General features: G+C 65.1%; 20 protein-coding genes. All 20 read left to right on the forward strand.

Annotation, left to right across the window (positions count from 1 at the left end; translation table 11 throughout):
• Positions 1 to 74 precede the first annotated feature (74 nt).
• The 20 genes from iscR (at position 75) to ACI766_RS05875 (ending at position 18,000) form a co-directional block, all read left to right on the forward strand.
• Complete coding sequence (gene iscR / locus ACI766_RS05780) at positions 75 to 566, forward strand: Fe-S cluster assembly transcriptional regulator IscR (protein WP_003092836.1); 492 nt, start codon at positions 75 to 77, stop codon at positions 564 to 566.
• A 29-nt stretch (positions 567 to 595) separates the two neighbouring features.
• Complete coding sequence (locus ACI766_RS05785) at positions 596 to 1,810, forward strand: IscS subfamily cysteine desulfurase (protein WP_003092832.1); 1,215 nt, start codon at positions 596 to 598, stop codon at positions 1,808 to 1,810.
• A 35-nt stretch (positions 1,811 to 1,845) separates the two neighbouring features.
• A complete protein-coding gene (iscU, locus tag ACI766_RS05790; RefSeq protein WP_003092829.1) occupies positions 1,846 to 2,232 on the forward strand; it encodes a Fe-S cluster assembly scaffold IscU in 387 nt (128 codons plus the stop codon).
• 27 nt (positions 2,233 to 2,259) lie between these two features.
• Positions 2,260 to 2,583, forward strand: coding sequence for an iron-sulfur cluster assembly protein IscA (iscA, locus tag ACI766_RS05795; RefSeq protein ID WP_003100617.1), 324 nt, complete (start codon positions 2,260 to 2,262; stop codon positions 2,581 to 2,583).
• A gap of 7 nt (positions 2,584 to 2,590) precedes the next feature.
• Positions 2,591 to 3,112, forward strand: a complete 522-nt coding sequence (gene hscB / locus ACI766_RS05800) for a co-chaperone HscB (RefSeq protein ID WP_003092824.1) — start codon at positions 2,591 to 2,593, stop codon at positions 3,110 to 3,112.
• Positions 3,113 to 3,154: 42 nt separating this feature from the next.
• The gene (gene hscA / locus ACI766_RS05805; RefSeq protein ID WP_003100622.1) at positions 3,155 to 5,014 is read left to right on the forward strand and encodes a Fe-S protein assembly chaperone HscA; all 1,860 of its coding nucleotides are present in this window, start codon (positions 3,155 to 3,157) and stop codon (positions 5,012 to 5,014) included.
• 6 nt (positions 5,015 to 5,020) lie between these two features.
• Entirely contained in the window at positions 5,021 to 5,359 is a 339-nt protein-coding gene (gene fdx / locus ACI766_RS05810) for an ISC system 2Fe-2S type ferredoxin (RefSeq protein ID WP_003092818.1), read from the forward strand.
• Between the two features lie 26 nt (positions 5,360 to 5,385).
• Positions 5,386 to 5,586 (forward strand): Fe-S cluster assembly protein IscX, encoded by a 201-nt coding sequence (gene iscX, locus ACI766_RS05815; protein WP_003092814.1) that lies wholly within the window; start codon positions 5,386 to 5,388, stop codon positions 5,584 to 5,586.
• Between the two features lie 243 nt (positions 5,587 to 5,829).
• Positions 5,830 to 6,261 (forward strand): nucleoside-diphosphate kinase, encoded by a 432-nt coding sequence (gene ndk / locus ACI766_RS05820; RefSeq protein ID WP_003092811.1) that lies wholly within the window; start codon positions 5,830 to 5,832, stop codon positions 6,259 to 6,261.
• Between the two features lie 24 nt (positions 6,262 to 6,285).
• Positions 6,286 to 7,425 (forward strand): 23S rRNA (adenine(2503)-C(2))-methyltransferase RlmN, encoded by a 1,140-nt coding sequence (gene rlmN, locus ACI766_RS05825; RefSeq protein WP_003092809.1) that lies wholly within the window; start codon positions 6,286 to 6,288, stop codon positions 7,423 to 7,425.
• 17 nt (positions 7,426 to 7,442) lie between these two features.
• Positions 7,443 to 8,201: a type 4a pilus biogenesis protein PilF gene (gene pilF, locus ACI766_RS05830; RefSeq protein ID WP_003092804.1), complete on the forward strand. Its 759-nt coding sequence runs from the start codon at positions 7,443 to 7,445 to the stop codon at positions 8,199 to 8,201.
• A complete protein-coding gene (locus ACI766_RS05835; RefSeq protein ID WP_017002205.1) occupies positions 8,198 to 9,247 on the forward strand; it encodes a helix-turn-helix domain-containing protein in 1,050 nt (349 codons plus the stop codon). The genes pilF and ACI766_RS05835 overlap by 4 nt, the downstream gene beginning before the upstream one ends.
• The gene (ispG, locus tag ACI766_RS05840) at positions 9,244 to 10,359 is read left to right on the forward strand and encodes a flavodoxin-dependent (E)-4-hydroxy-3-methylbut-2-enyl-diphosphate synthase (protein ID WP_003092800.1); all 1,116 of its coding nucleotides are present in this window, start codon (positions 9,244 to 9,246) and stop codon (positions 10,357 to 10,359) included. The genes ACI766_RS05835 and ispG overlap by 4 nt, the downstream gene beginning before the upstream one ends.
• 18 nt (positions 10,360 to 10,377) lie before the next feature.
• A complete protein-coding gene (gene hisS, locus ACI766_RS05845) occupies positions 10,378 to 11,667 on the forward strand; it encodes a histidine--tRNA ligase (RefSeq protein ID WP_003092797.1) in 1,290 nt (429 codons plus the stop codon).
• A gap of 26 nt (positions 11,668 to 11,693) precedes the next feature.
• A complete protein-coding gene (locus tag ACI766_RS05850; protein ID WP_023083323.1) occupies positions 11,694 to 12,338 on the forward strand; it encodes a YfgM family protein in 645 nt (214 codons plus the stop codon).
• A gap of 1 nt (position 12,339) precedes the next feature.
• Positions 12,340 to 13,482, forward strand: coding sequence for an outer membrane protein assembly factor BamB (bamB, locus tag ACI766_RS05855; protein WP_003092789.1), 1,143 nt, complete (start codon positions 12,340 to 12,342; stop codon positions 13,480 to 13,482).
• A 77-nt stretch (positions 13,483 to 13,559) separates the two neighbouring features.
• A complete protein-coding gene (der, locus tag ACI766_RS05860; protein ID WP_003092786.1) occupies positions 13,560 to 15,041 on the forward strand; it encodes a ribosome biogenesis GTPase Der in 1,482 nt (493 codons plus the stop codon).
• 307 nt (positions 15,042 to 15,348) lie between these two features.
• Entirely contained in the window at positions 15,349 to 16,497 is a 1,149-nt protein-coding gene (locus ACI766_RS05865; RefSeq protein WP_003106648.1) for a pyridoxal phosphate-dependent aminotransferase, read from the forward strand.
• Complete coding sequence (locus tag ACI766_RS05870) at positions 16,485 to 17,279, forward strand: amidohydrolase (protein ID WP_003106646.1); 795 nt, start codon at positions 16,485 to 16,487, stop codon at positions 17,277 to 17,279. Before ACI766_RS05865 ends, ACI766_RS05870 begins: the two co-directional genes overlap by 13 nt.
• A gap of 133 nt (positions 17,280 to 17,412) precedes the next feature.
• Positions 17,413 to 18,000, forward strand: coding sequence for a YidB family protein (locus tag ACI766_RS05875; RefSeq protein WP_003113804.1), 588 nt, complete (start codon positions 17,413 to 17,415; stop codon positions 17,998 to 18,000).
• Positions 18,001 to 18,059 lie beyond the last annotated feature (59 nt).

Raw genomic sequence — 18,059 nt, forward strand, 5'->3', positions numbered from 1 at the left:
CTTATAGTTGACCTAATTACTCGGATAAGAGCATAATCCGCGTCAACCCCGAATGATCCCGATGGGAAAAGCCCATGCGTCTGACCACCAAAGGCCGCTACGCCGTAACCGCCATGCTCGACCTGGCGCTGCATGCTCAGCAAGGTCCGGTCTCGCTGGCCGATATCTCCGAACGCCAAGGCATTTCCCTGTCCTATCTCGAACAGCTGTTCGCCAAGTTGCGCCGTGGCAACCTGGTGACCAGCGTGCGCGGCCCGGGCGGCGGCTACCAGCTGTCCCGCCATATGTCGGGCATCCATGTGGCGCAGGTGATCGACGCGGTCAACGAATCCGTCGATGCGACCCGCTGCCAGGGGCAGGGCGATTGCCACTCCGGCGATACCTGTCTGACCCACCACCTGTGGTGCGACCTCAGTTTGCAGATCCATGAGTTCCTCAGCGGCATCAGCCTGGCCGATCTGGTCAGCCGCCAGGAGGTCCAGGAGGTCGCGCTGCGCCAGGACGAACGCCGTTGCTCAGGCAAGACGCCTCGTCTCGACAAGATTGAAGCGTCCGCCATCGACTGAGCAGGGCGCCAGCCTGTAGGAGTTACCTGATGAAATTGCCGATCTACCTCGATTACTCCGCGACCACTCCCGTCGATCCCCGCGTCGCCCAGAAAATGAGCGAATGCCTGCTGATGGACGGCAACTTCGGCAACCCGGCTTCGCGTTCCCACGTGTTCGGCTGGAAAGCCGAAGAAGCCGTGGAGAACGCCCGTCGCCAGGTGGCCGAACTGGTCAACGCCGATCCCCGCGAGATCGTCTGGACCTCCGGCGCCACCGAGTCCGACAACCTGGCGATCAAGGGCGTCGCGCACTTCTACTCGGGCAAGGGCAAGCACATCATCACCTCGAAGATCGAGCACAAGGCGGTCCTCGACACCTGCCGCCAGCTGGAGCGCGAAGGTTTCGAAGTGACCTACCTGGAGCCGGGCGAAGATGGCCTGATCACTCCGGCTCTGGTCGAGGCGGCGCTGCGTGACGACACCATCCTGGTCTCGGTCATGCACGTGAACAACGAGATCGGCACCGTCAACGACATCGCCGCCATCGGCGAGCTGACCCGCTCCCGCGGCGTGCTGTTCCACGTCGACGCCGCACAGTCGACCGGCAAGGTCGAGATCGACCTGGACAAGCTCAAGGTCGACCTGATGTCCTTCTCCGCGCACAAGACCTACGGCCCGAAAGGCATTGGCGCGCTCTACGTCCGGCGCAAGCCGCGCGTCCGCATCGAGGGTCAGATGCACGGTGGCGGCCATGAGCGCGGCATGCGTTCCGGCACCCTGGCCACCCACCAGATCGTCGGCATGGGCGAGGCGTTCCGCATCGCCAAGGAAGAAATGGCCCAGGAGAACGCCCGCGTGCTGGCGCTCCGCGACCGCTTCTTCGCGCAGATCGACGGCCTGGAAGAGCTCTACATCAACGGCAGCATGACCTCCCGCGTCCCGCACAACCTCAACGTCAGCTTCAACTACGTCGAGGGCGAGTCGCTGATCATGGCGCTCAAGGACCTCGCGGTCTCCTCCGGTTCGGCCTGTACCTCGGCGTCCCTGGAACCGTCCTACGTATTGCGCGCCCTGGGCCGCAACGACGAACTGGCGCATAGCTCCATCCGCTTCACCTTCGGTCGCTTCACCACCGAGGAAGAGATCGACTATGCCGCGAAGAAGGTGGTCGAGGCCGTTTCCAAGCTGCGCGAACTGTCGCCGCTGTGGGATATGTACAAAGAGGGCGTCGACCTGTCCCAGGTCGAATGGCAGGCGCACTGAGCGCCTCGTGCCCCGGAAAAACGTGAGGATTAGCCATGGCATATAGCGAAAAGGTCATCGACCACTACGAAAACCCGCGCAACGTCGGCAAGCTCGACGCTGCCGATCCCAACGTCGGCACCGGCATGGTCGGCGCGCCGGCCTGCGGCGACGTGATGCGCCTGCAGATCAAGGTCAACGAGCAGGGCGTGATCGAAGACGCCAAGTTCAAGACCTACGGTTGCGGTTCCGCGATCGCCTCCAGCTCCCTCGCCACCGAGTGGATGAAGGGCAAGACCCTGGACGAGGCGGAAACCATCAAGAACACCACCATCGCCGAAGAGCTGGCCCTGCCGCCGGTGAAGATCCACTGCTCCGTTCTCGCCGAAGACGCCATCAAGGCCGCCGTTCGCGACTACAAGCAGAAGAAGGGTTTGCTCTAAGCCGCTCGTGACGAGTAAGGAGTTGCAATGGCCATCAGCATGACCGAAGCCGCCGCCAAACACGTGCAGCGCTCCCTCGAGGGGCGCGGCAAGGGCGAGGGTATCCGTCTTGGCGTGCGCACCACTGGCTGTTCCGGGCTTGCCTATGTCCTCGAATTCGTCGATGAACTGGCGGCCGAGGACCTGGTCTTCGAGAGCCATGGCGTGAAGGTCATCATCGACCCGAAAAGCCTGGTCTATCTCGATGGCACCGAGCTGGACTTCACTCGCGAAGGGCTCAACGAAGGCTTCAAGTTCAACAATCCCAACGTTCGTGGCGAATGCGGCTGCGGCGAAAGCTTCAACGTCTGAGGCCGGCGTGGGTAAACCCTGTCATTTCGCCCAGTTCGACCTGCAACCGGCTTTCCTGGTCGATCTCGACGAGCTCGGCCAGCGCTATCGCGAGTTGGTGCGCAGCGTCCATCCTGACCGTTTCGCCGACGCTCCCGAGCGCGAGCAGCGTCTCGCCCTGGAACGCGCGGCGCAACTGAACGAGGCCTACCAGACCCTGAAGAGCGCTCCGCGCCGGGCCCTGTACCTGTTGACCCTGAGTGGTCACGAGTTGCCCTTGGAGGCTACGGTGCAGGATCCGGAGTTTCTCCTGCAGCAGATGCAGCTGCGCGAGGAACTGGAGGAGTTGCAGGACAGCGCCGACCTGGCCGGCGTGGCGACCTTCAAGCGTCGGCTCAAGGCCGCCCAGGCCGAGCTGGAGCGTGAGTTCGCCGCGTGCTGGGACGATGCGCAGCGCCGCGAAGAGGCCGAACGCCTGGTCCGTCGCATGCAGTTCCTCGACAAGCTCGCGCAGGAAGTGCGCCAGCTGGAAGAGCGACTCGACGATTAATCCCTGCGGCCCCCGGGCCGCACCCCATAGTTAAGACAGAGCATGGCCCTACTGCAGATCGCCGAGCCCGGTCAGAGTCCCAAGCCCCATGAGCGTCGCCTGGCGGTTGGGATCGACCTGGGTACCACCAATTCGCTGGTCGCCGCGGTGCGTAGCGGCGTCGCCGAGCCCTTGCCGGATGCGCAGGGACGCCTGATCCTGCCTTCCGCGGTGCGTTATCACGCCGAGCGGGCGGAAGTGGGCGAGAGCGCCCGCGCGGCCGCCGCGGAGGATCCCTTCAATACCGTCATTTCGGTCAAGCGCCTGATGGGGCGCGGCCTGGAGGACGTCAAGCAACTGGGCGAGCAATTGCCCTACCGCTTCCGCCAGGGTGAGTCGCACATGCCCTTCATCGAGACCGTACAGGGGTTGAAGAGTCCTGTGGAAGTCTCGGCGGACATCCTGCGTGAGCTGCGCCAGCGCGCCGAAACCACCCTCGGTGGCGAGCTGGTGGGTGCGGTGATCACTGTGCCGGCCTATTTCGACGACGCCCAGCGCCAGGCTACCAAGGATGCCGCGCGCCTGGCCGGACTGAACGTCCTGCGCCTGCTCAACGAGCCGACCGCCGCCGCCGTGGCCTACGGCCTGGACAAGGGCGCGGAAGGCCTGGTGGCCATCTATGACCTGGGTGGCGGAACCTTCGACATTTCCATCCTGCGCCTGACCCGCGGTGTCTTCGAAGTCCTGGCCACCGGCGGCGATACGGCCCTGGGTGGCGACGACTTCGACCATGCCATCGCTGGCTGGGTGATCGAGCAGGCTGGCCTTTCTGCCGATCTGGACCCGGGCAGCCAGCGGCAGTTGCTGCAAATCGCCTGTGCGGCCAAGGAGCGTCTTACCGACGAGGCGTCGGTCCGGGTCGCCTATGGCGACTGGAGCGGCGAGCTGAGCCGGGCGACGCTCGACGAGTTGATCGAGCCGTTCGTCGCTCGCAGCCTGAAGTCCTGCCGCCGAGCGGTGCGCGACTCCGGTGTCGATCTGGAAGAAATCCGCTCGGTGGTGATGGTCGGCGGCTCGACCCGCGTGCCCCGTGTGCGCACGGCGGTTGGCGAGTTGTTCGGCTGCGAGCCGCTGACCGATATCGATCCGGACCAGGTGGTCGCCATCGGCGCGGCCATCCAGGCCGATGCCCTGGCCGGCAACAAGCGCGGCGAGGAATTGCTGCTGCTGGACGTCATTCCGCTGTCGCTCGGCCTGGAAACCATGGGCGGGCTGATGGAGAAGGTGATTCCGCGCAATACCACCATCCCGGTGGCGCGCGCCCAGGAGTTCACCACCTACAAGGACGGCCAGACGGCCATGATGATCCACGTGCTGCAGGGCGAGCGCGAGCTGGTGAAGGATTGTCGTTCGCTGGCGCGCTTCGAGCTGCGCGGCATTCCGCCGATGGTGGCGGGCGCGGCGAAAATCCGGGTGACCTTCCAGGTCGACGCCGACGGCTTGCTCGGCGTGTCCGCACGCGAACTGAGTTCCGGCGTCGAGGCCAGCATCCAGGTCAAGCCGTCCTATGGGCTGACCGACGGCGAGATCGCGCGGATGCTCAAGGACTCCTTCGACTACGCCGGCGACGACAAGGCTGCCCGCGCCCTGCGCGAACAGCAGGTCGAGGCGCAGCGGCTGCTGGAGGCCGTGCAGTCGGCGCTGGACGTCGACGGCGAGCGGCTCCTGGACGAAGAGGAGCGCCTGGCCATCGCGGCGCAGATGGACACTTTGCGTGAACTGGCCGGTGGTAGCGACACCGCGGCCATCGAGAACCAGATCAAGCGCCTGTCCCAGGTGACCGACGCTTTCGCCGCACGGCGGATGGACGCGACCGTCAAGGCCGCGCTCTCCGGCCGCCGGCTCAACGAAATCGAGGAATAAGCGAAGATGCCGCAGATCGTGATTCTGCCCCATGCCGATCACTGCCCCGAGGGGGCGGTATTCGAGGCGAAGCCCGGCGAAACCATCCTGGATGCCGCGTTGCGCAATGGCATCGAGATCGAGCATGCCTGTGAGAAATCCTGCGCCTGCACGACCTGCCACGTAATCGTCCGCGAAGGCCTCGACTCCATGGAGCCGTCCGACGAACTCGAAGACGACATGCTGGACAAGGCCTGGGGCCTGGAGCCCGATTCGCGGCTATCCTGCCAGGCAGTGGTGGCCGACGAAGACCTGGTGGTCGAGATTCCCAAGTACACCATCAACCAGGTGTCGGAAGGCCACTGAGCCCGGCGGTAGTAGAGGAGCGTGCAATGAGCCTGAAATGGACCGATGTGCTGGAAATCGCCATCCAGCTCGACGAAAGCAAGCCGGAGGTCGATCCGCGATACGTCAACTTCGTCGATCTGCGGCGCTGGGTGGTGGAACTTCCAGAGTTCTCCGACGATCCTCAGCGTAGCGGGGAGAAAGTCCTGGAGGCCATCCAGGCCGCCTGGATCGAGGAACGGGACTAGCCATAGGCCCGCCCTACGCATTTGCCGGGAACCCGCGTATAATTCGCGGGTTTTATTTTAGGTAAGGCCTGAAATCGCCCGCGGGCGCATTCCAGGCTAGGCGCGCCGGGCCCGATGCCAGGCGCAGCCACGCTGATTCCGGCCCTTTCGGGCCGTTTTCGTCAGCGTCCTGAACGAATCACGGCGTCCCGCCCCGCTGGCGGGGCCGCCCATGCTAGACAACCTTGTTTCGGAGTTTTACCAATGGCACTGCAACGCACCCTGTCCATCATCAAGCCGGACGCCGTTTCCAAGAACGTGATCGGCGAAATCCTGACCCGCTTCGAGAAAGCCGGCCTGCGCGTCGTCGCCGCTAAAATGGTTCAGCTGTCCGAGCGTGAAGCCGGTGGCTTCTATGCCGAGCACAAAGAGCGTCCGTTCTTCAAGGACCTGGTTTCCTTCATGACTTCCGGTCCGGTTGTAGTCCAGGTCCTGGAAGGCGAGGACGCCATCGCCAAGAACCGCGAGCTGATGGGCGCCACCGATCCGAAGAAAGCCGACGCCGGTACCATCCGCGCCGACTTCGCCGTCTCCATCGACGAGAACGCCGTCCACGGTTCCGATTCCGAAGCTTCCGCCGCTCGCGAGATCGCCTACTTCTTCGCGGCTACCGAAGTCTGCGAGCGCATTCGCTGATCGAGCGTGGGTGAGGGTGAAACCATGACAACGACCACCGCCGGCAAGGTGAACCTGCTGGGCCTGACCCAGCCGCAGCTGGAACAGTTCTTCGAGTCCATCGGCGAGAAGCGTTTCCGGGCCGGCCAGGTCATGAAGTGGATTCACCACTTTGGCGTCGACGATTTCGACGCCATGACCAACGTCGGCAAGGCCTTGCGCGAAAAGCTCAAGGCCTCAGCCGAGATACGCGGTCCCGAGATCGTCAGCCAGGATATTTCCGCCGACGGCACCCGCAAGTGGGTGGTCCGGGTGGCGTCCGGCAGTTGCGTCGAGACCGTGTACATCCCCCAGGGCGGACGCGGCACCCTGTGCGTGTCCTCCCAGGCGGGCTGCGCCCTGGATTGCAGTTTCTGCTCCACCGGCAAGCAGGGTTTCAACAGCGACCTCACCGCCGCCGAGGTGATCGGCCAGGTGTGGATCGCCAACAAGTCGTTCGGTACCGTTCCGGCCAAGATCGACCGCGCCATCACCAATGTCGTGATGATGGGCATGGGCGAGCCGCTGCTGAACTTCGACAACGTGGTCGCCGCCATGAACATCATGATGGACGACCTCGGCTACGGTATTTCCAAGCGCAAGGTGACCCTGTCCACCTCCGGCGTGGTGCCGATGATCGACAAGCTCGGCGAGGTGATCGACGTGTCCCTGGCCCTGTCGCTGCACGCACCGAACGACGAGTTGCGCAACAAGCTGGTGCCGATCAACAAGAAATATCCGCTGGGCATGCTGCTGGATGCCTGCCGCCGGTATATTTCCCGGCTCGGCGAGAAGCGCGTGCTGACCGTCGAATACACCCTGCTCAAGGATGTCAACGATCAGCCCGAGCATGCTGAGCAGATGATCGCATTGCTGAAAGACACGCCTTGCAAGATCAACCTGATTCCGTTTAATCCATTCCCGCACTCCGGCTACGAGCGCCCGAGCAACAATGCCATCCGGCGTTTCCAGGACATGTTGCACAAGGGCGGCTTCAACGTGACCGTGCGTACCACCCGCGGCGACGACATCGACGCGGCCTGTGGCCAACTGGTTGGTCAGGTCATGGATCGTACCCGCCGGAGCGAACGTTATATTGCCGTGCGCCAACTGGCCGAGTCCGAGTCGGCGGCGAATCGAAATTGAGTGAGAGGAGGGTTCCGATGACTGTACGCGCCGCGCTGGTGTTCCTGTTGGCAGTTGGGCTGACAGGCTGCGTGACGAGCGGAGATCAGAATCCCCTGAAAACCGACAAGGGCCGTGACGAGGCGCGCGACGCCTATATCCAGCTTGGCCTCGGCTATCTCCAGCGGGGGAACACCGAGCAGGCCAAGGTGCCGCTGCGCAAGGCCCTCGAGATCGACCCTTCCAGCGCCGACGCGCACGCCGCGCTGGCGGTGGTGTTCCAGACCGAGATGGAGCCCAAGCTGGCCGACGAGGAGTACCGCAAGGCGCTCGCCAGCGATAGCCGCAATGCCCGGGTACTGAACAACTACGGCGGTTTCCTCTACGAGCAGAAGCGTTACGAGGAGGCCTACCAGCGTCTCCTGGAGGCCAGCCAGGACACCCTCTATCCCGAGCGCTCGCGGGTCTTCGAGAACCTCGGCCTGGTTTCGCTGCAAATGAAGAAACCGGCCCAGGCCAAGGAGTACTTCGAGAAATCCCTGCGTCTGAACCGTAACCAGCCCAGCGTCGCGCTGGAGATGGCCGACCTGCTCTACAAGGAGCGCGAGTACGTGCCGGCTCGCCAGTACTATGATCTCTTTGCCCAGGGCGGCGGGCAGAACGCCCGTAGTCTGTTGCTGGGCATTCGTCTCGCGAAGGTCTTCGAAGACCGCGACACGGCCGCCAGCTATGGCCTGCAGTTGAAACGCCTGTACCCAGGCTCTCCCGAATATCAGGAATTCCAGGCGGAAAAATGATGAAAGCGCCGCAGCCCGAAGTCGTAGCCACCGCTTCCCGTCAGAACCCCGGGGAAACCCTGCGCCAGGCGCGCGAGCAGAAGGGCCTGTCGCTGTCGCAGGTGGCCGGGCAACTGAACCTGACCGAGAATTCGCTGCGTCAGCTGGAAAACGGCGCGTTCGACAAGCTGCCGGGACACACCTTCTCGCGCGGTTACATCCGCGCCTACGCCAAGCTCATGGGCCTCGACCAGGCCGAGCTGGTCAACAGCTTCGACCATTTCACCGGCACCAATGCCAGCGGCAGCACCGTACAGAGCCTGGGACGGGTCGCCGAGCCGGTGCGCCTGTCGCGCAACGTGCTGCGTATCGTCAGTCTGTTACTGCTCGCCCTGCTGATCGGCTTCGGCTACTTCTGGTGGCAGGAGCATTCCGCGCGCACGCCGGAAACCGCCGGTCTGAGCCTTGAGCATGTCGAAGTGGAAAGCGCCGACGGCACCACCGAGATCCATACCCTGGACGAGCCTGAAGACCAGGCGGTGATCGAAGCGCAGAAGGAAGGCGAGCAAGCGCCCGCCGAGGTTTCTCCGGAAGTCGCTGCCCAGGCCGAGGGAGCGCCGCCGGTGGCGAGCGAGGGCGCGCAGGTTCTCGCCGCTCCGGCCCAGGGCACCCCCGCCGCACCCCAGCAGCCCGTTACCGCCGCGCCTGCCGGCACGGCTCCCGCTCCCGCTCCCGGTACTGCTCCAGCCGTTCCAGCGACGGCCAGTCCGGCCGCCCCGCCAGCGCCGAGCGAACCTGCCGCCGCGCCCGTGGTGGCCGGCGAGGGCCAGGGGGTGGTCAAGGTACAGTTCGTCGCCGATTGCTGGACCCAGGTCACCGACGCCAACGGCAAGGTCCTGGTCAGCGCGCTGAAGCGCAAGGGCGACAGCCTGGAATTGGCCGGCAAGGCCCCGCTGGAGCTGCGCCTCGGTTTCGCTCGCGGCGCCCAGGTCAGCTACAACGGCCAGCCGGTGGACGTGACCCCCTTCGTCCGCGGCGAAACGGCCCGTCTGAAGGTAGGACAATGAGCATTCATAGCGCTTCTCCGATCATTCGCCGCAAGTCTCGGAAAATCTGGGTCGGCAACGTCCCGGTGGGCGGCGATGCGCCGATCGCCGTGCAGAGCATGACCAACACCGAGACCTGCGACGTCGCTGCCACCGTCGCGCAGATCCGCCGCCTGGAAGATGCCGGCGCGGACATCGTGCGGGTTTCCGTCCCCGACATGGACGCCGCCGAGGCATTCGGCAAGATCAAGCAGCAGGTCAACGTGCCGCTGGTCGCCGACATCCACTTCGACTATCGCATCGCCCTGCGCGTCGCCGAGCTGGGAGTGGACTGCCTGCGCATCAATCCGGGCAACATCGGTCGCGAGGACCGGGTCAAGGCCGTGGTCGATGCCGCGCGCGAGCGCAACATCCCGATCCGTATCGGCGTCAATGCCGGTTCGCTGGAAAAGGACCTGCAGAAGAAATACGGCGAACCGACCCCGGAAGCCCTGCTCGAATCGGCCATGCGCCACGTCGATCATCTCGACAAGCTGGACTTCCAGAACTTCAAGGTCAGCGTCAAGGCCTCCGACGTCTTCATGGCCGTCGCCGCCTATCGCCTGCTGGCCAGGCAGATCGAGCAGCCCCTGCACCTGGGCATCACCGAGGCCGGCGGCCTGCGCTCCGGCACGGTGAAGTCGGCGGTGGGGCTGGGCATGCTCCTGGCCGAGGGAATCGGCGACACCATCCGGATTTCCCTGGCTGCCGATCCGGTCGAGGAGATCAAGGTCGGTTTCGACATCCTCAAGTCCCTGCACCTGCGCTCCCGTGGCATCAACTTCATCGCCTGCCCGAGCTGTTCGCGGCAGAACTTCGACGTGGTGAAGACCATGAACGAGCTGGAAGGGCGCCTGGAGGACCTGCTGGTGCCGATGGACGTGGCCGTGATCGGTTGCGTCGTCAACGGTCCGGGCGAAGCCAAGGAGGCCCATGTCGGCCTCACCGGCGGCACTCCGAACCTGGTGTATATCGACGGCAAGCCGTCGCAGAAACTGACCAACGACAACCTGGTGGACGAGCTGGAACGGCTGATCCGCCAGAAGGCGGCCGAGAAGGCCGAAGCCGATGCGAGCCTGATCGCCCGCGGCTGACCCGTTTAAGGACCCTACGTGAGCAAGTCCCTGCAAGCCATTCGTGGCATGAACGACATCCTGCCGGAGCAGACTCCGGCCTGGCGCTATCTGGAACGCACCTTCGCCGGCCTGCTGGACGGCTACGGCTACAGCGAGATCCGCCTGCCCATCCTCGAGTTCACCGAACTCTTCGCCCGCGGCATCGGCGAAGGCACCGACGTGGTCGACAAGGAGATGTACACCTTCCTCGACCGCAACGGCGAATCCCTGACCATGCGTCCGGAAGGTACCGCCGGTTGCGTGCGCGCCGTGCTGGAGCACGGCCTGAGCGGCGGTGGTCAAGTGCAGAAGCTCTGGTACACCGGGCCGATGTTCCGTTACGAGAAACCGCAGAAAGGTCGCTACCGGCAGTTCCACCAGATCGGCGTGGAAGTCTTCAACCTGCCCGGTCCGGACATCGACGCCGAGTTGATCATCCTCACCTGGCGCCTGTGGCAGAAGCTCGGCATGGCCGACGCGGTGACCCTGCAGCTCAACACCCTCGGTTCCAGCGAGGCCCGCGCACGCTATCGCGAGGCCCTGGTGGCCTATCTGCAGGAGCGCTTCGAGCAACTCGACGAAGACAGCCAGCGGCGCATGACCACCAATCCGCTGCGAATCCTCGACAGCAAGGTGGAGAGCACCCAGGCATTGCTGGTCGGCGCGCCGACCCTGCACGACTATCTCGACGAAGAATCGATCGCCCACTTCGAGGGTCTCAAGGCCCGCCTGGATGCTGTCGGACTGCGCTACGAAATCAACCAGAAGCTGGTGCGCGGCCTGGATTATTACTGCCGCACGGCTTTCGAGTGGGTCACCGACAAGCTTGGCGCCCAGGGCACCGTTTGCGGCGGTGGCCGCTACGACGGGCTGGTCAGCCAGTTCGGCGGCAAGCCGACCCCGGGTGTCGGTTTCGCCATGGGCGTGGAACGCCTGGTGCTGCTGCTGGAAACCTTGGGGGTGATCCCCGCCGAACTGAACCGTCCGGCCGACCTCTACGTCTGCGCCTTCGGCGAACCGGCCGAGCTGGCCGCCCTGACCCTGGCCGAACAGTTGCGCAGCGCCATTCCCGGCATACGCCTGCTGGTCAACGCCGGCGCCGGTAGCTTCAAGAGCCAGTTCAAGAAGGCCGACAAGAGCGGCGCGCGCTTTGCCCTGATCCTCGGGGAGGACGAGGTGGCCAATCGCGTGGTAGGTTTCAAGCCCCTGCGTGACGAGGGCGAGCAACAAAGCATTGCCTGGGATGCTCTGCCCGAGCACCTGGCAGCCTGTCTGGCACAGGCTTGAGAACATAAAGAATAGGAGTGATTGGGGTGACATCGCGTACCGAAGACGAAGACCTGGCGCAGATCAAGGACTGGTGGCAGCGCAACGGCAAGCCCCTGGTCACCGGCGGCATCCTCGCGCTGGCAGTGGTATTCGGCTGGCAGGCCTGGCAGAAGTACCAGACCAACCAGGCGCAGGGCGCCTCGATCGTCTACCAGCAACTGATCGAAACCGCGCTGAATCCGACCGGCCAGCCGGATCCGGCGAAGGTGGCGGAGCTGGCCGGCAAGCTGAAGAGCGAGTTCGGCGGCACCCATTATGCCCAGTACGGCAGCCTGTTCGTGGCCAAGGTCGCGGTCGACAGCGGCAAGCTGGATGACGCCGTTGCCGAGCTGAAGGCGGTCATGGACAAGCCGGCCGACGCCACCCTCGGCGAACTGGCGCGGCAGCGCCTGGCCCGGGTCCTGGCGGCCCAGGGCAAGGTCGAGGAAGGCCTGAAGCTGCTCGATGGAGATGCCGACAAGGCCTACGTCTCGACCCGCGAGGAGCTCAGGGGCGACCTGCTGGTGCAGCTCAAGCGCACCGACGAGGCGCGCGCGGCCTACGAGAAAGCCAAGCAGTCGCTGCCCGAAGACGGTGCCGGCGATGCCCTGCAGATCAAGCTCGACGACCTGTCCAAGGGAGAGGCCTGAGATGGTGCAATGGAAACACGCGGCGCTGCTCGCCCTGGCCCTGGCGGTCGTGGGTTGCAGCAGCAACAGCAAGAAGGAACTCCCGCCCGCCGAACTGACCGACTTCAAAGAGGAAGTCGTGTTGAGCAAGCAGTGGAGCCGCTCGGTCGGTGATGGTCAGGGCGACCTGTACAACCTGCTCGAACCGGCCGTCGATGGTTCCACCATCTACGCCGCGTCCGCCGAAGGGCGGGTGATGGCGATCCAGCGCGAGACCGGCGACGTGCTCTGGAAGAAGGACCTGGAACGTCCGGTTTCCGGCGGTGTCGGCGTTGGCTACGGCCTGGTGCTGGTGGGTACCCTGCGCGGTGACGTGATCGCCCTCGACGAAGCCACCGGCAAGAAGAAGTGGACCAAGCGAGTCAACAGCGAAGTGCTATCGGCGCCGGCCACCAATGGCGACGTGGTGGTGGTGCAGACCCAGGACGACAAGCTGATCGGCCTCGATGCGGCCAGCGGCGACCAGCGCTGGATCTACGAAAGCACCGTGCCGGTGCTGACCCTGCGCGGCACCGGCGCGCCGCTGATCGCCGGCAACATGGCCCTGGCCGGCCTGGCCAGCGGCAAGGTGGTGGCGGTCGACGTACAGCGCGGCCTGCCGATCTGGGAGCAGCGGGTAGCGATTCCCCAGGGGCGTTCCGAACTGGATCGCGTGGTGGACATCGACGGCGGCCTCCTGCTGTCCGGCGACACCCTCTACGTGGTCAGCTACCAGGGCCGTGCCGCGGCGCTGGACGTGAACAGCGGCCGCCTGCTCTGGCAGCGCGAAGCGTCGAGCTACGTCGGCGTCGCCGAAGGCTTCGGCAATATCTACGTCAGCCAGGCCAGCGGTTCGGTGGAAGGCCTGGATTCGCGCGGCGCTTCTTCGCTGTGGAACAACGACGCCCTGGCGCGTCGCCAACTGTCGGCTCCGGCGGTGTTCTCCAGCAACGTGGTGGTCGGCGACCTGGAAGGCTACGTGCATCTGCTGAGCCAGGTGGACGGTCGCTTCGTCGGTCGCGAGCGGGTCGACAGCGATGGCGTGCGGGTTCGTCCGCTGGTGGTCGGGAGCTGGATGTACGTGTTCGGCAACGGTGGCAAGCTCGTCGCCTACACCATCCGCTAGACTGGGTTTCAAGTGTCCGGCCGCTGCCGTCCGACGTCAGCGGCCTTTGTGTTTTCTGAATTCTCGTGGAGAGCCGCATGGTTCCCGTTATTGCCCTGGTGGGTCGCCCGAACGTCGGCAAGTCCACTCTGTTCAACCGCCTGACCAAGTCGCGCGACGCCATCGTGGCGGAGTACGCAGGCCTGACTCGCGATCGCCAGTACGGCGAGGCGCGCTGGCAGGGCCGCACCTATATCGTCATCGATACCGGAGGCATCTCCGGCGATGAGGAAGGCATTGATGCGAAAATGGCCGAGCAATCGTTGCAGGCCATCGAGGAGGCGGATGCCGTCCTGTTCCTGGTCGATTCGCGCGCCGGCATGACCGCCGCCGACCAGATGATCGCCGAGCACCTGCGCAAGCGGAACAAGCGCAGCTTCCTGATCGCCAACAAGGTCGACACCATCGATCCCGATCTCGCTCGCGCCGAGTTCAGCCCGCTGGGCCTGGGCGATGCGCTGCCGATCGCCGCCGCCCACGGTCGCGGCATCAACCATATGCTGCAGGAAGCCCTGGGGATCTTCCCCAAGGACAACGCGGAGGAAGAGGGCGAGGGCGAGCCGGCCAGCGAAGAGGTCGCCGAAGGCGAGGAACCGACCCGGATTCCCGGTCCCAGCGAGAAGGACGGGATCAAGATTGCCATCATCGGCCGGCCCAACGTGGGCAAGTCGACCCTGGTCAACCGCATGCTCGGCGAAGAGCGGGTGATCGTCTACGACCAGGCCGGCACCACCCGCGACAGCATCTACATCCCATTCGAGCGCAACGAGGAGAAGTACACCCTGATCGACACCGCTGGCGTGCGGCGTCGCGGCAAGATCTTCGAGGCGGTGGAAAAGTTCTCGGTGGTGAAGACCCTCCAGGCGATCCAGGACGCCAACGTGGTGATCTTCGTCATGGACGCCCGCGAAGGGGTGGTCGAGCACGACCTCAACCTGCTCGGTTTCGTCCTCGAGACCGGCCGTGCCCTGGTCATCGCCCTGAACAAGTGGGATGGCATGGAGGCGGCCGAGCGTGACTACGTGAAGACCGAACTGGAGCGGCGCCTGCTGTTCGTCGACTTCGCCGACATCCATTTCATTTCGGCCCTGCATGGCACCGGCGTCGGCCATCTCTACAAGTCGGTCCAGGAGTCCTTCCGTTCGGCGGTGACCCGCTGGCCGACCAGCCGCCTGACCAGCATCCTCGAGGACGCCGTGCAGGTGCACCAGCCGCCGATGGTCAACGGTCGCCGGATCAAGCTGCGCTACGCCCACCTGGGCGGCGCCAATCCGCCGCTGATCGTGATCCACGGCAACCAGGTGGACGCGGTGCCGAAGGCCTATACCCGCTACCTGGAGAAGACCTACCGGCGGGTATTGAAGCTGGTCGGTACGCCGATCCGCATCGAGTACAAGGGCGGCGAGAACCCCTACGAGGGCAAGAAGAACTCGCTCACCGCGCGCCAGGTCAACAAGAAGCGCCGGCTGATGTCGCACCACAAGAAAGCCGAGAAGAAGAAGAAGGACAAGCGCCGCTGAGGGTGGCGTTTCCTTCGTCGAAAGGCCCGGCAGGTATCCCTGTCGGGCCTTTTTCATTGGCCGCGGCTGTAGCCCGCGGGACGAACCAGGCCGCCGGCGTTGACCGCCGATTCCCTGTCGTGGCGACGAATGATCGCGAGGTGGTTATTCGTCCTGCGCCATCGCCTGGCGCATATTCCCCTCTGACCTGAAGCGGTCACGGTTTTTTCTAAGGCGTGCCCCTGCAGCGTCGCTCCCGGATCGGCTATCCTGCCCTGCCACCCGTCTGGCCGGGCTGTCGTCCGGCGAGTCTCTGCAGGAAGTCCCGATGATTCAGAGCAAGCTGCCGAATGTCGGCACCACCATCTTCACCCGCATGTCGCAACTGGCCGCCGAGTGTGGCGCGATCAACCTCTCCCAGGGCTTTCCCGATTTCGACGGCCCGCCGGAGTTGCGCGAGGCGGTAGGTAGGCATATCGCCGCCGGGCACAACCAGTACGCGCCGATGACCGGCTTGCCGGCCCTGCGCGAGCAGGTGGCGAAGAAGATCGAGCAGTTCTATGGACGCCGGGTGAGCGCCGACAGCGAGGTGACCATCACGCCGGGGGCGACCGAGGCGATCTTCAGCGCGATCCAGGCGCTGGTCCATCCGGGCGACGAAGTGGTGGTGCTCGACCCGTCCTACGACAGCTACGAACCCTCCGTGCAACTCGCCGGCGGGCGTTGCGTGCACGTGCCGCTGGCGCTGCCGGACTTCTCCATCGACTGGCAGCGCATGGCCGAGGCCATCGGGCCGCGTACCCGGCTGGTCATCATCAATACCCCGCACAACCCCAGCGGCGCGCTGATCAGCCGCGAGGAACTGGACCGCCTGGCCGCGCTGATCCGCGACCGGGATATCTATCTGATCAGCGACGAGGTCTACGAGCACCTGGTGTTCGACGGTGTCGCCCATACCAGCGTGCTGTCCCACGACGAGTTGTATCCGCGTTCCTTCGTGGTCAGTTCGTTCGGCAAGACCTACCACGTCACCGGCTGGAAGACCGGCTACGTGGTCGCGCCGCCGGCGCTCAGCGCGGAGCTGCGCAAGGTTCACCAGTACGTCAACTTCTGTGGCGTCACGCCGCTGCAATGGGCATTGGCGGACTACATGGCCGGCCATCCGGAGCACTTGCGGCAATTGCCCGGCTTCTACCAGGCCAAGCGCGACCTGTTCTGCGACCTGCTGCTGGACTCTCGCTTCCGTTTTACCCGTGCGCCGGGCACCTACTTCCAGTGCGTGGACTATTCGGCCATCCGTCCGGACCTGGACGACGTGGCCATGGCCGAGTGGCTGACCCGCGAACACGGAGTGGCGGCGATCCCGGTTTCGGTGTTTTATGAAAAGGCTCCGGACGCCATGCGGCTGGTCCGGTTCTGTTACGCCAAACGCGAGGAGACGCTGCGTCAGGCAGCGGAAAAGCTATGCGCGATCTGACGGTTCTGCCGGACCTGGACATCGCCCTGGTCCAATCCTCCCTGGTCTGGCACGACGCCCAGGCCAACCGCGAGCATTTCGCCGCCCTGCTGGAGAGTGCCGCCGGCGCCGATCTGGTGGTCCTCCCGGAGATGTTCACCACGGGTTTCAGCATGGCTTCGGCCGAGCAGGCCGAGCCCGAACTGGGGCCGACCCATGCCTGGCTGCTGGAGCAGGCCCGGCGCCTTGGCGCGGTGGTCACCGGCAGCCTGATCGTCCAGCTCGCCGACGGCAGCCATCGCAACCGCCTGCTCTGGGCGCGTCCGGACGGCGAGATGCTGCACTACGACAAGCGCCATCTGTTCCGCATGGCCGGCGAACACGAGCACTACAGTCCCGGCGAACGCCAGGAACTGTTCGAACTCAAGGGCTGGCGGGTGCGCCCGCTGATCTGCTACGACCTGCGTTTCCCGGTGTGGAGCCGCGACCCGCACGACACCGACCTGTTGCTCTACACCGCCAACTGGCCCGCGCCTCGTCGACAGCACTGGAACCGCCTGCTGCCGGCGCGGGCGATCGAGAACCTTTGCTACGTGGTGGCGGTGAACCGTATCGGCGAAGACGGCAACGCCTTGCGCTACGCTGGGGATAGCCAGGTCCTGGACTTCCAGGGCGACAGCCTGTTCAACGCGGCGGACGCCGACGGCGTGTTCCGCGTCCGGCTGGACGCGGCGGCACTGGCGGCCTATCGCCAGCGTTTCCCGGCCTACATGGACGCGGATCGCTTCGAAATCCATCCTTGAGTGCCGGAACGTCCGCTTCCGGTCGATGTCCGAGGCCATGACCCGGCGCTGCGCATGATGGCGCAGTGCCGGGAATGGAGTTACCCGTATCCCGCGGCGCCGCGCCGTGGGCATCAGATCAGGAGGAAGACCAATGGGACTGCTCGATTCGATTCTCGGTTCGGCGCTGGGTGGCTCTGAAGGACAGGGAGGTGCTCGCGATCCGAAAGTGGCCCTGTTGATCGGGCTGGTGACCATGCTGATGTCGCGCCAGGGCGGTGCGGCACAGGGCGGTGGCGATGGCGGTGGTCTGCTCGGTTCGCTGGGCAGCATCCTTGGTGGTGCCGGCGGCGGGGCCGCGAGCGGCGGGCTGGGTGGCGTCCTCGGCGATCTGCTCGGTGGCGCCGCGGGCGGTGCCGGGCAGGCGGCGCCGGGCGTGGAGGCCGGCTCACTGGGCGGACTCGGCGGGTTGTTCCAGATGCTCCAGAACGCAGGCCTGGGCGATGCCCTGAATTCCTGGATCGGCGGTGGGCCGAACCAGTCGGTGTCGGCGGCGGACATTTCCCGGGTCTTCGGCGACGGTCAATTGCAGCAACTGGCGGACTCCGCCGGAGTCAGCCAGGGCGAGGCGGCCGAACACCTGAGCAGCCTGCTGCCGGAACTGGTCAACAAGCTGACGCCGGACGGCCAGGCGCCGCAGGGCGACCTGGACATCGGTTCGCTGCTGGCGCGCTTCAGCTAAGGCTTTCCCGTCGATGCGGAGCGGATAGCCGCGATACGGTTATCCGCTCCACTCAACGG

It is taken from the genome of Pseudomonas sp. DL, assembly GCF_047199225.1.
Taxonomy (GTDB): Bacteria; Pseudomonadota; Gammaproteobacteria; order Pseudomonadales; family Pseudomonadaceae; genus Pseudomonas; species Pseudomonas aeruginosa.

What these genes read in the sequence shown, in the direction of transcription:
- iscR (WP_003092836.1), top strand. Translation starts at nt 75, where the DNA reads ATGCGTCTGACCACCAAAGGCCGCTACGCCGTAACCGCCATGCTCGAC.
- ACI766_RS05785 (WP_003092832.1), top strand. Translation starts at nt 596, where the DNA reads ATGAAATTGCCGATCTACCTCGATTACTCCGCGACCACTCCCGTCGAT.
- iscU (WP_003092829.1), top strand. Translation starts at nt 1,846, where the DNA reads ATGGCATATAGCGAAAAGGTCATCGACCACTACGAAAACCCGCGCAAC.
- iscA (WP_003100617.1), top strand. Translation starts at nt 2,260, where the DNA reads ATGGCCATCAGCATGACCGAAGCCGCCGCCAAACACGTGCAGCGCTCC.
- hscA (WP_003100622.1), top strand. Translation starts at nt 3,155, where the DNA reads ATGGCCCTACTGCAGATCGCCGAGCCCGGTCAGAGTCCCAAGCCCCAT.
- fdx (WP_003092818.1), top strand. Translation starts at nt 5,021, where the DNA reads ATGCCGCAGATCGTGATTCTGCCCCATGCCGATCACTGCCCCGAGGGG.
- iscX (WP_003092814.1), top strand. Translation starts at nt 5,386, where the DNA reads ATGAGCCTGAAATGGACCGATGTGCTGGAAATCGCCATCCAGCTCGAC.
- ndk (WP_003092811.1), top strand. Translation starts at nt 5,830, where the DNA reads ATGGCACTGCAACGCACCCTGTCCATCATCAAGCCGGACGCCGTTTCC.
- rlmN (WP_003092809.1), top strand. Translation starts at nt 6,286, where the DNA reads ATGACAACGACCACCGCCGGCAAGGTGAACCTGCTGGGCCTGACCCAG.
- pilF (WP_003092804.1), top strand. Translation starts at nt 7,443, where the DNA reads ATGACTGTACGCGCCGCGCTGGTGTTCCTGTTGGCAGTTGGGCTGACA.
- ACI766_RS05835 (WP_017002205.1), top strand. Translation starts at nt 8,198, where the DNA reads ATGATGAAAGCGCCGCAGCCCGAAGTCGTAGCCACCGCTTCCCGTCAG.
- ispG (WP_003092800.1), top strand. Translation starts at nt 9,244, where the DNA reads ATGAGCATTCATAGCGCTTCTCCGATCATTCGCCGCAAGTCTCGGAAA.
- bamB (WP_003092789.1), top strand. Translation starts at nt 12,340, where the DNA reads ATGGTGCAATGGAAACACGCGGCGCTGCTCGCCCTGGCCCTGGCGGTC.
- der (WP_003092786.1), top strand. Translation starts at nt 13,560, where the DNA reads ATGGTTCCCGTTATTGCCCTGGTGGGTCGCCCGAACGTCGGCAAGTCC.
- ACI766_RS05865 (WP_003106648.1), top strand. Translation starts at nt 15,349, where the DNA reads ATGATTCAGAGCAAGCTGCCGAATGTCGGCACCACCATCTTCACCCGC.
- ACI766_RS05870 (WP_003106646.1), top strand. Translation starts at nt 16,485, where the DNA reads ATGCGCGATCTGACGGTTCTGCCGGACCTGGACATCGCCCTGGTCCAA.
- ACI766_RS05875 (WP_003113804.1), top strand. Translation starts at nt 17,413, where the DNA reads ATGGGACTGCTCGATTCGATTCTCGGTTCGGCGCTGGGTGGCTCTGAA.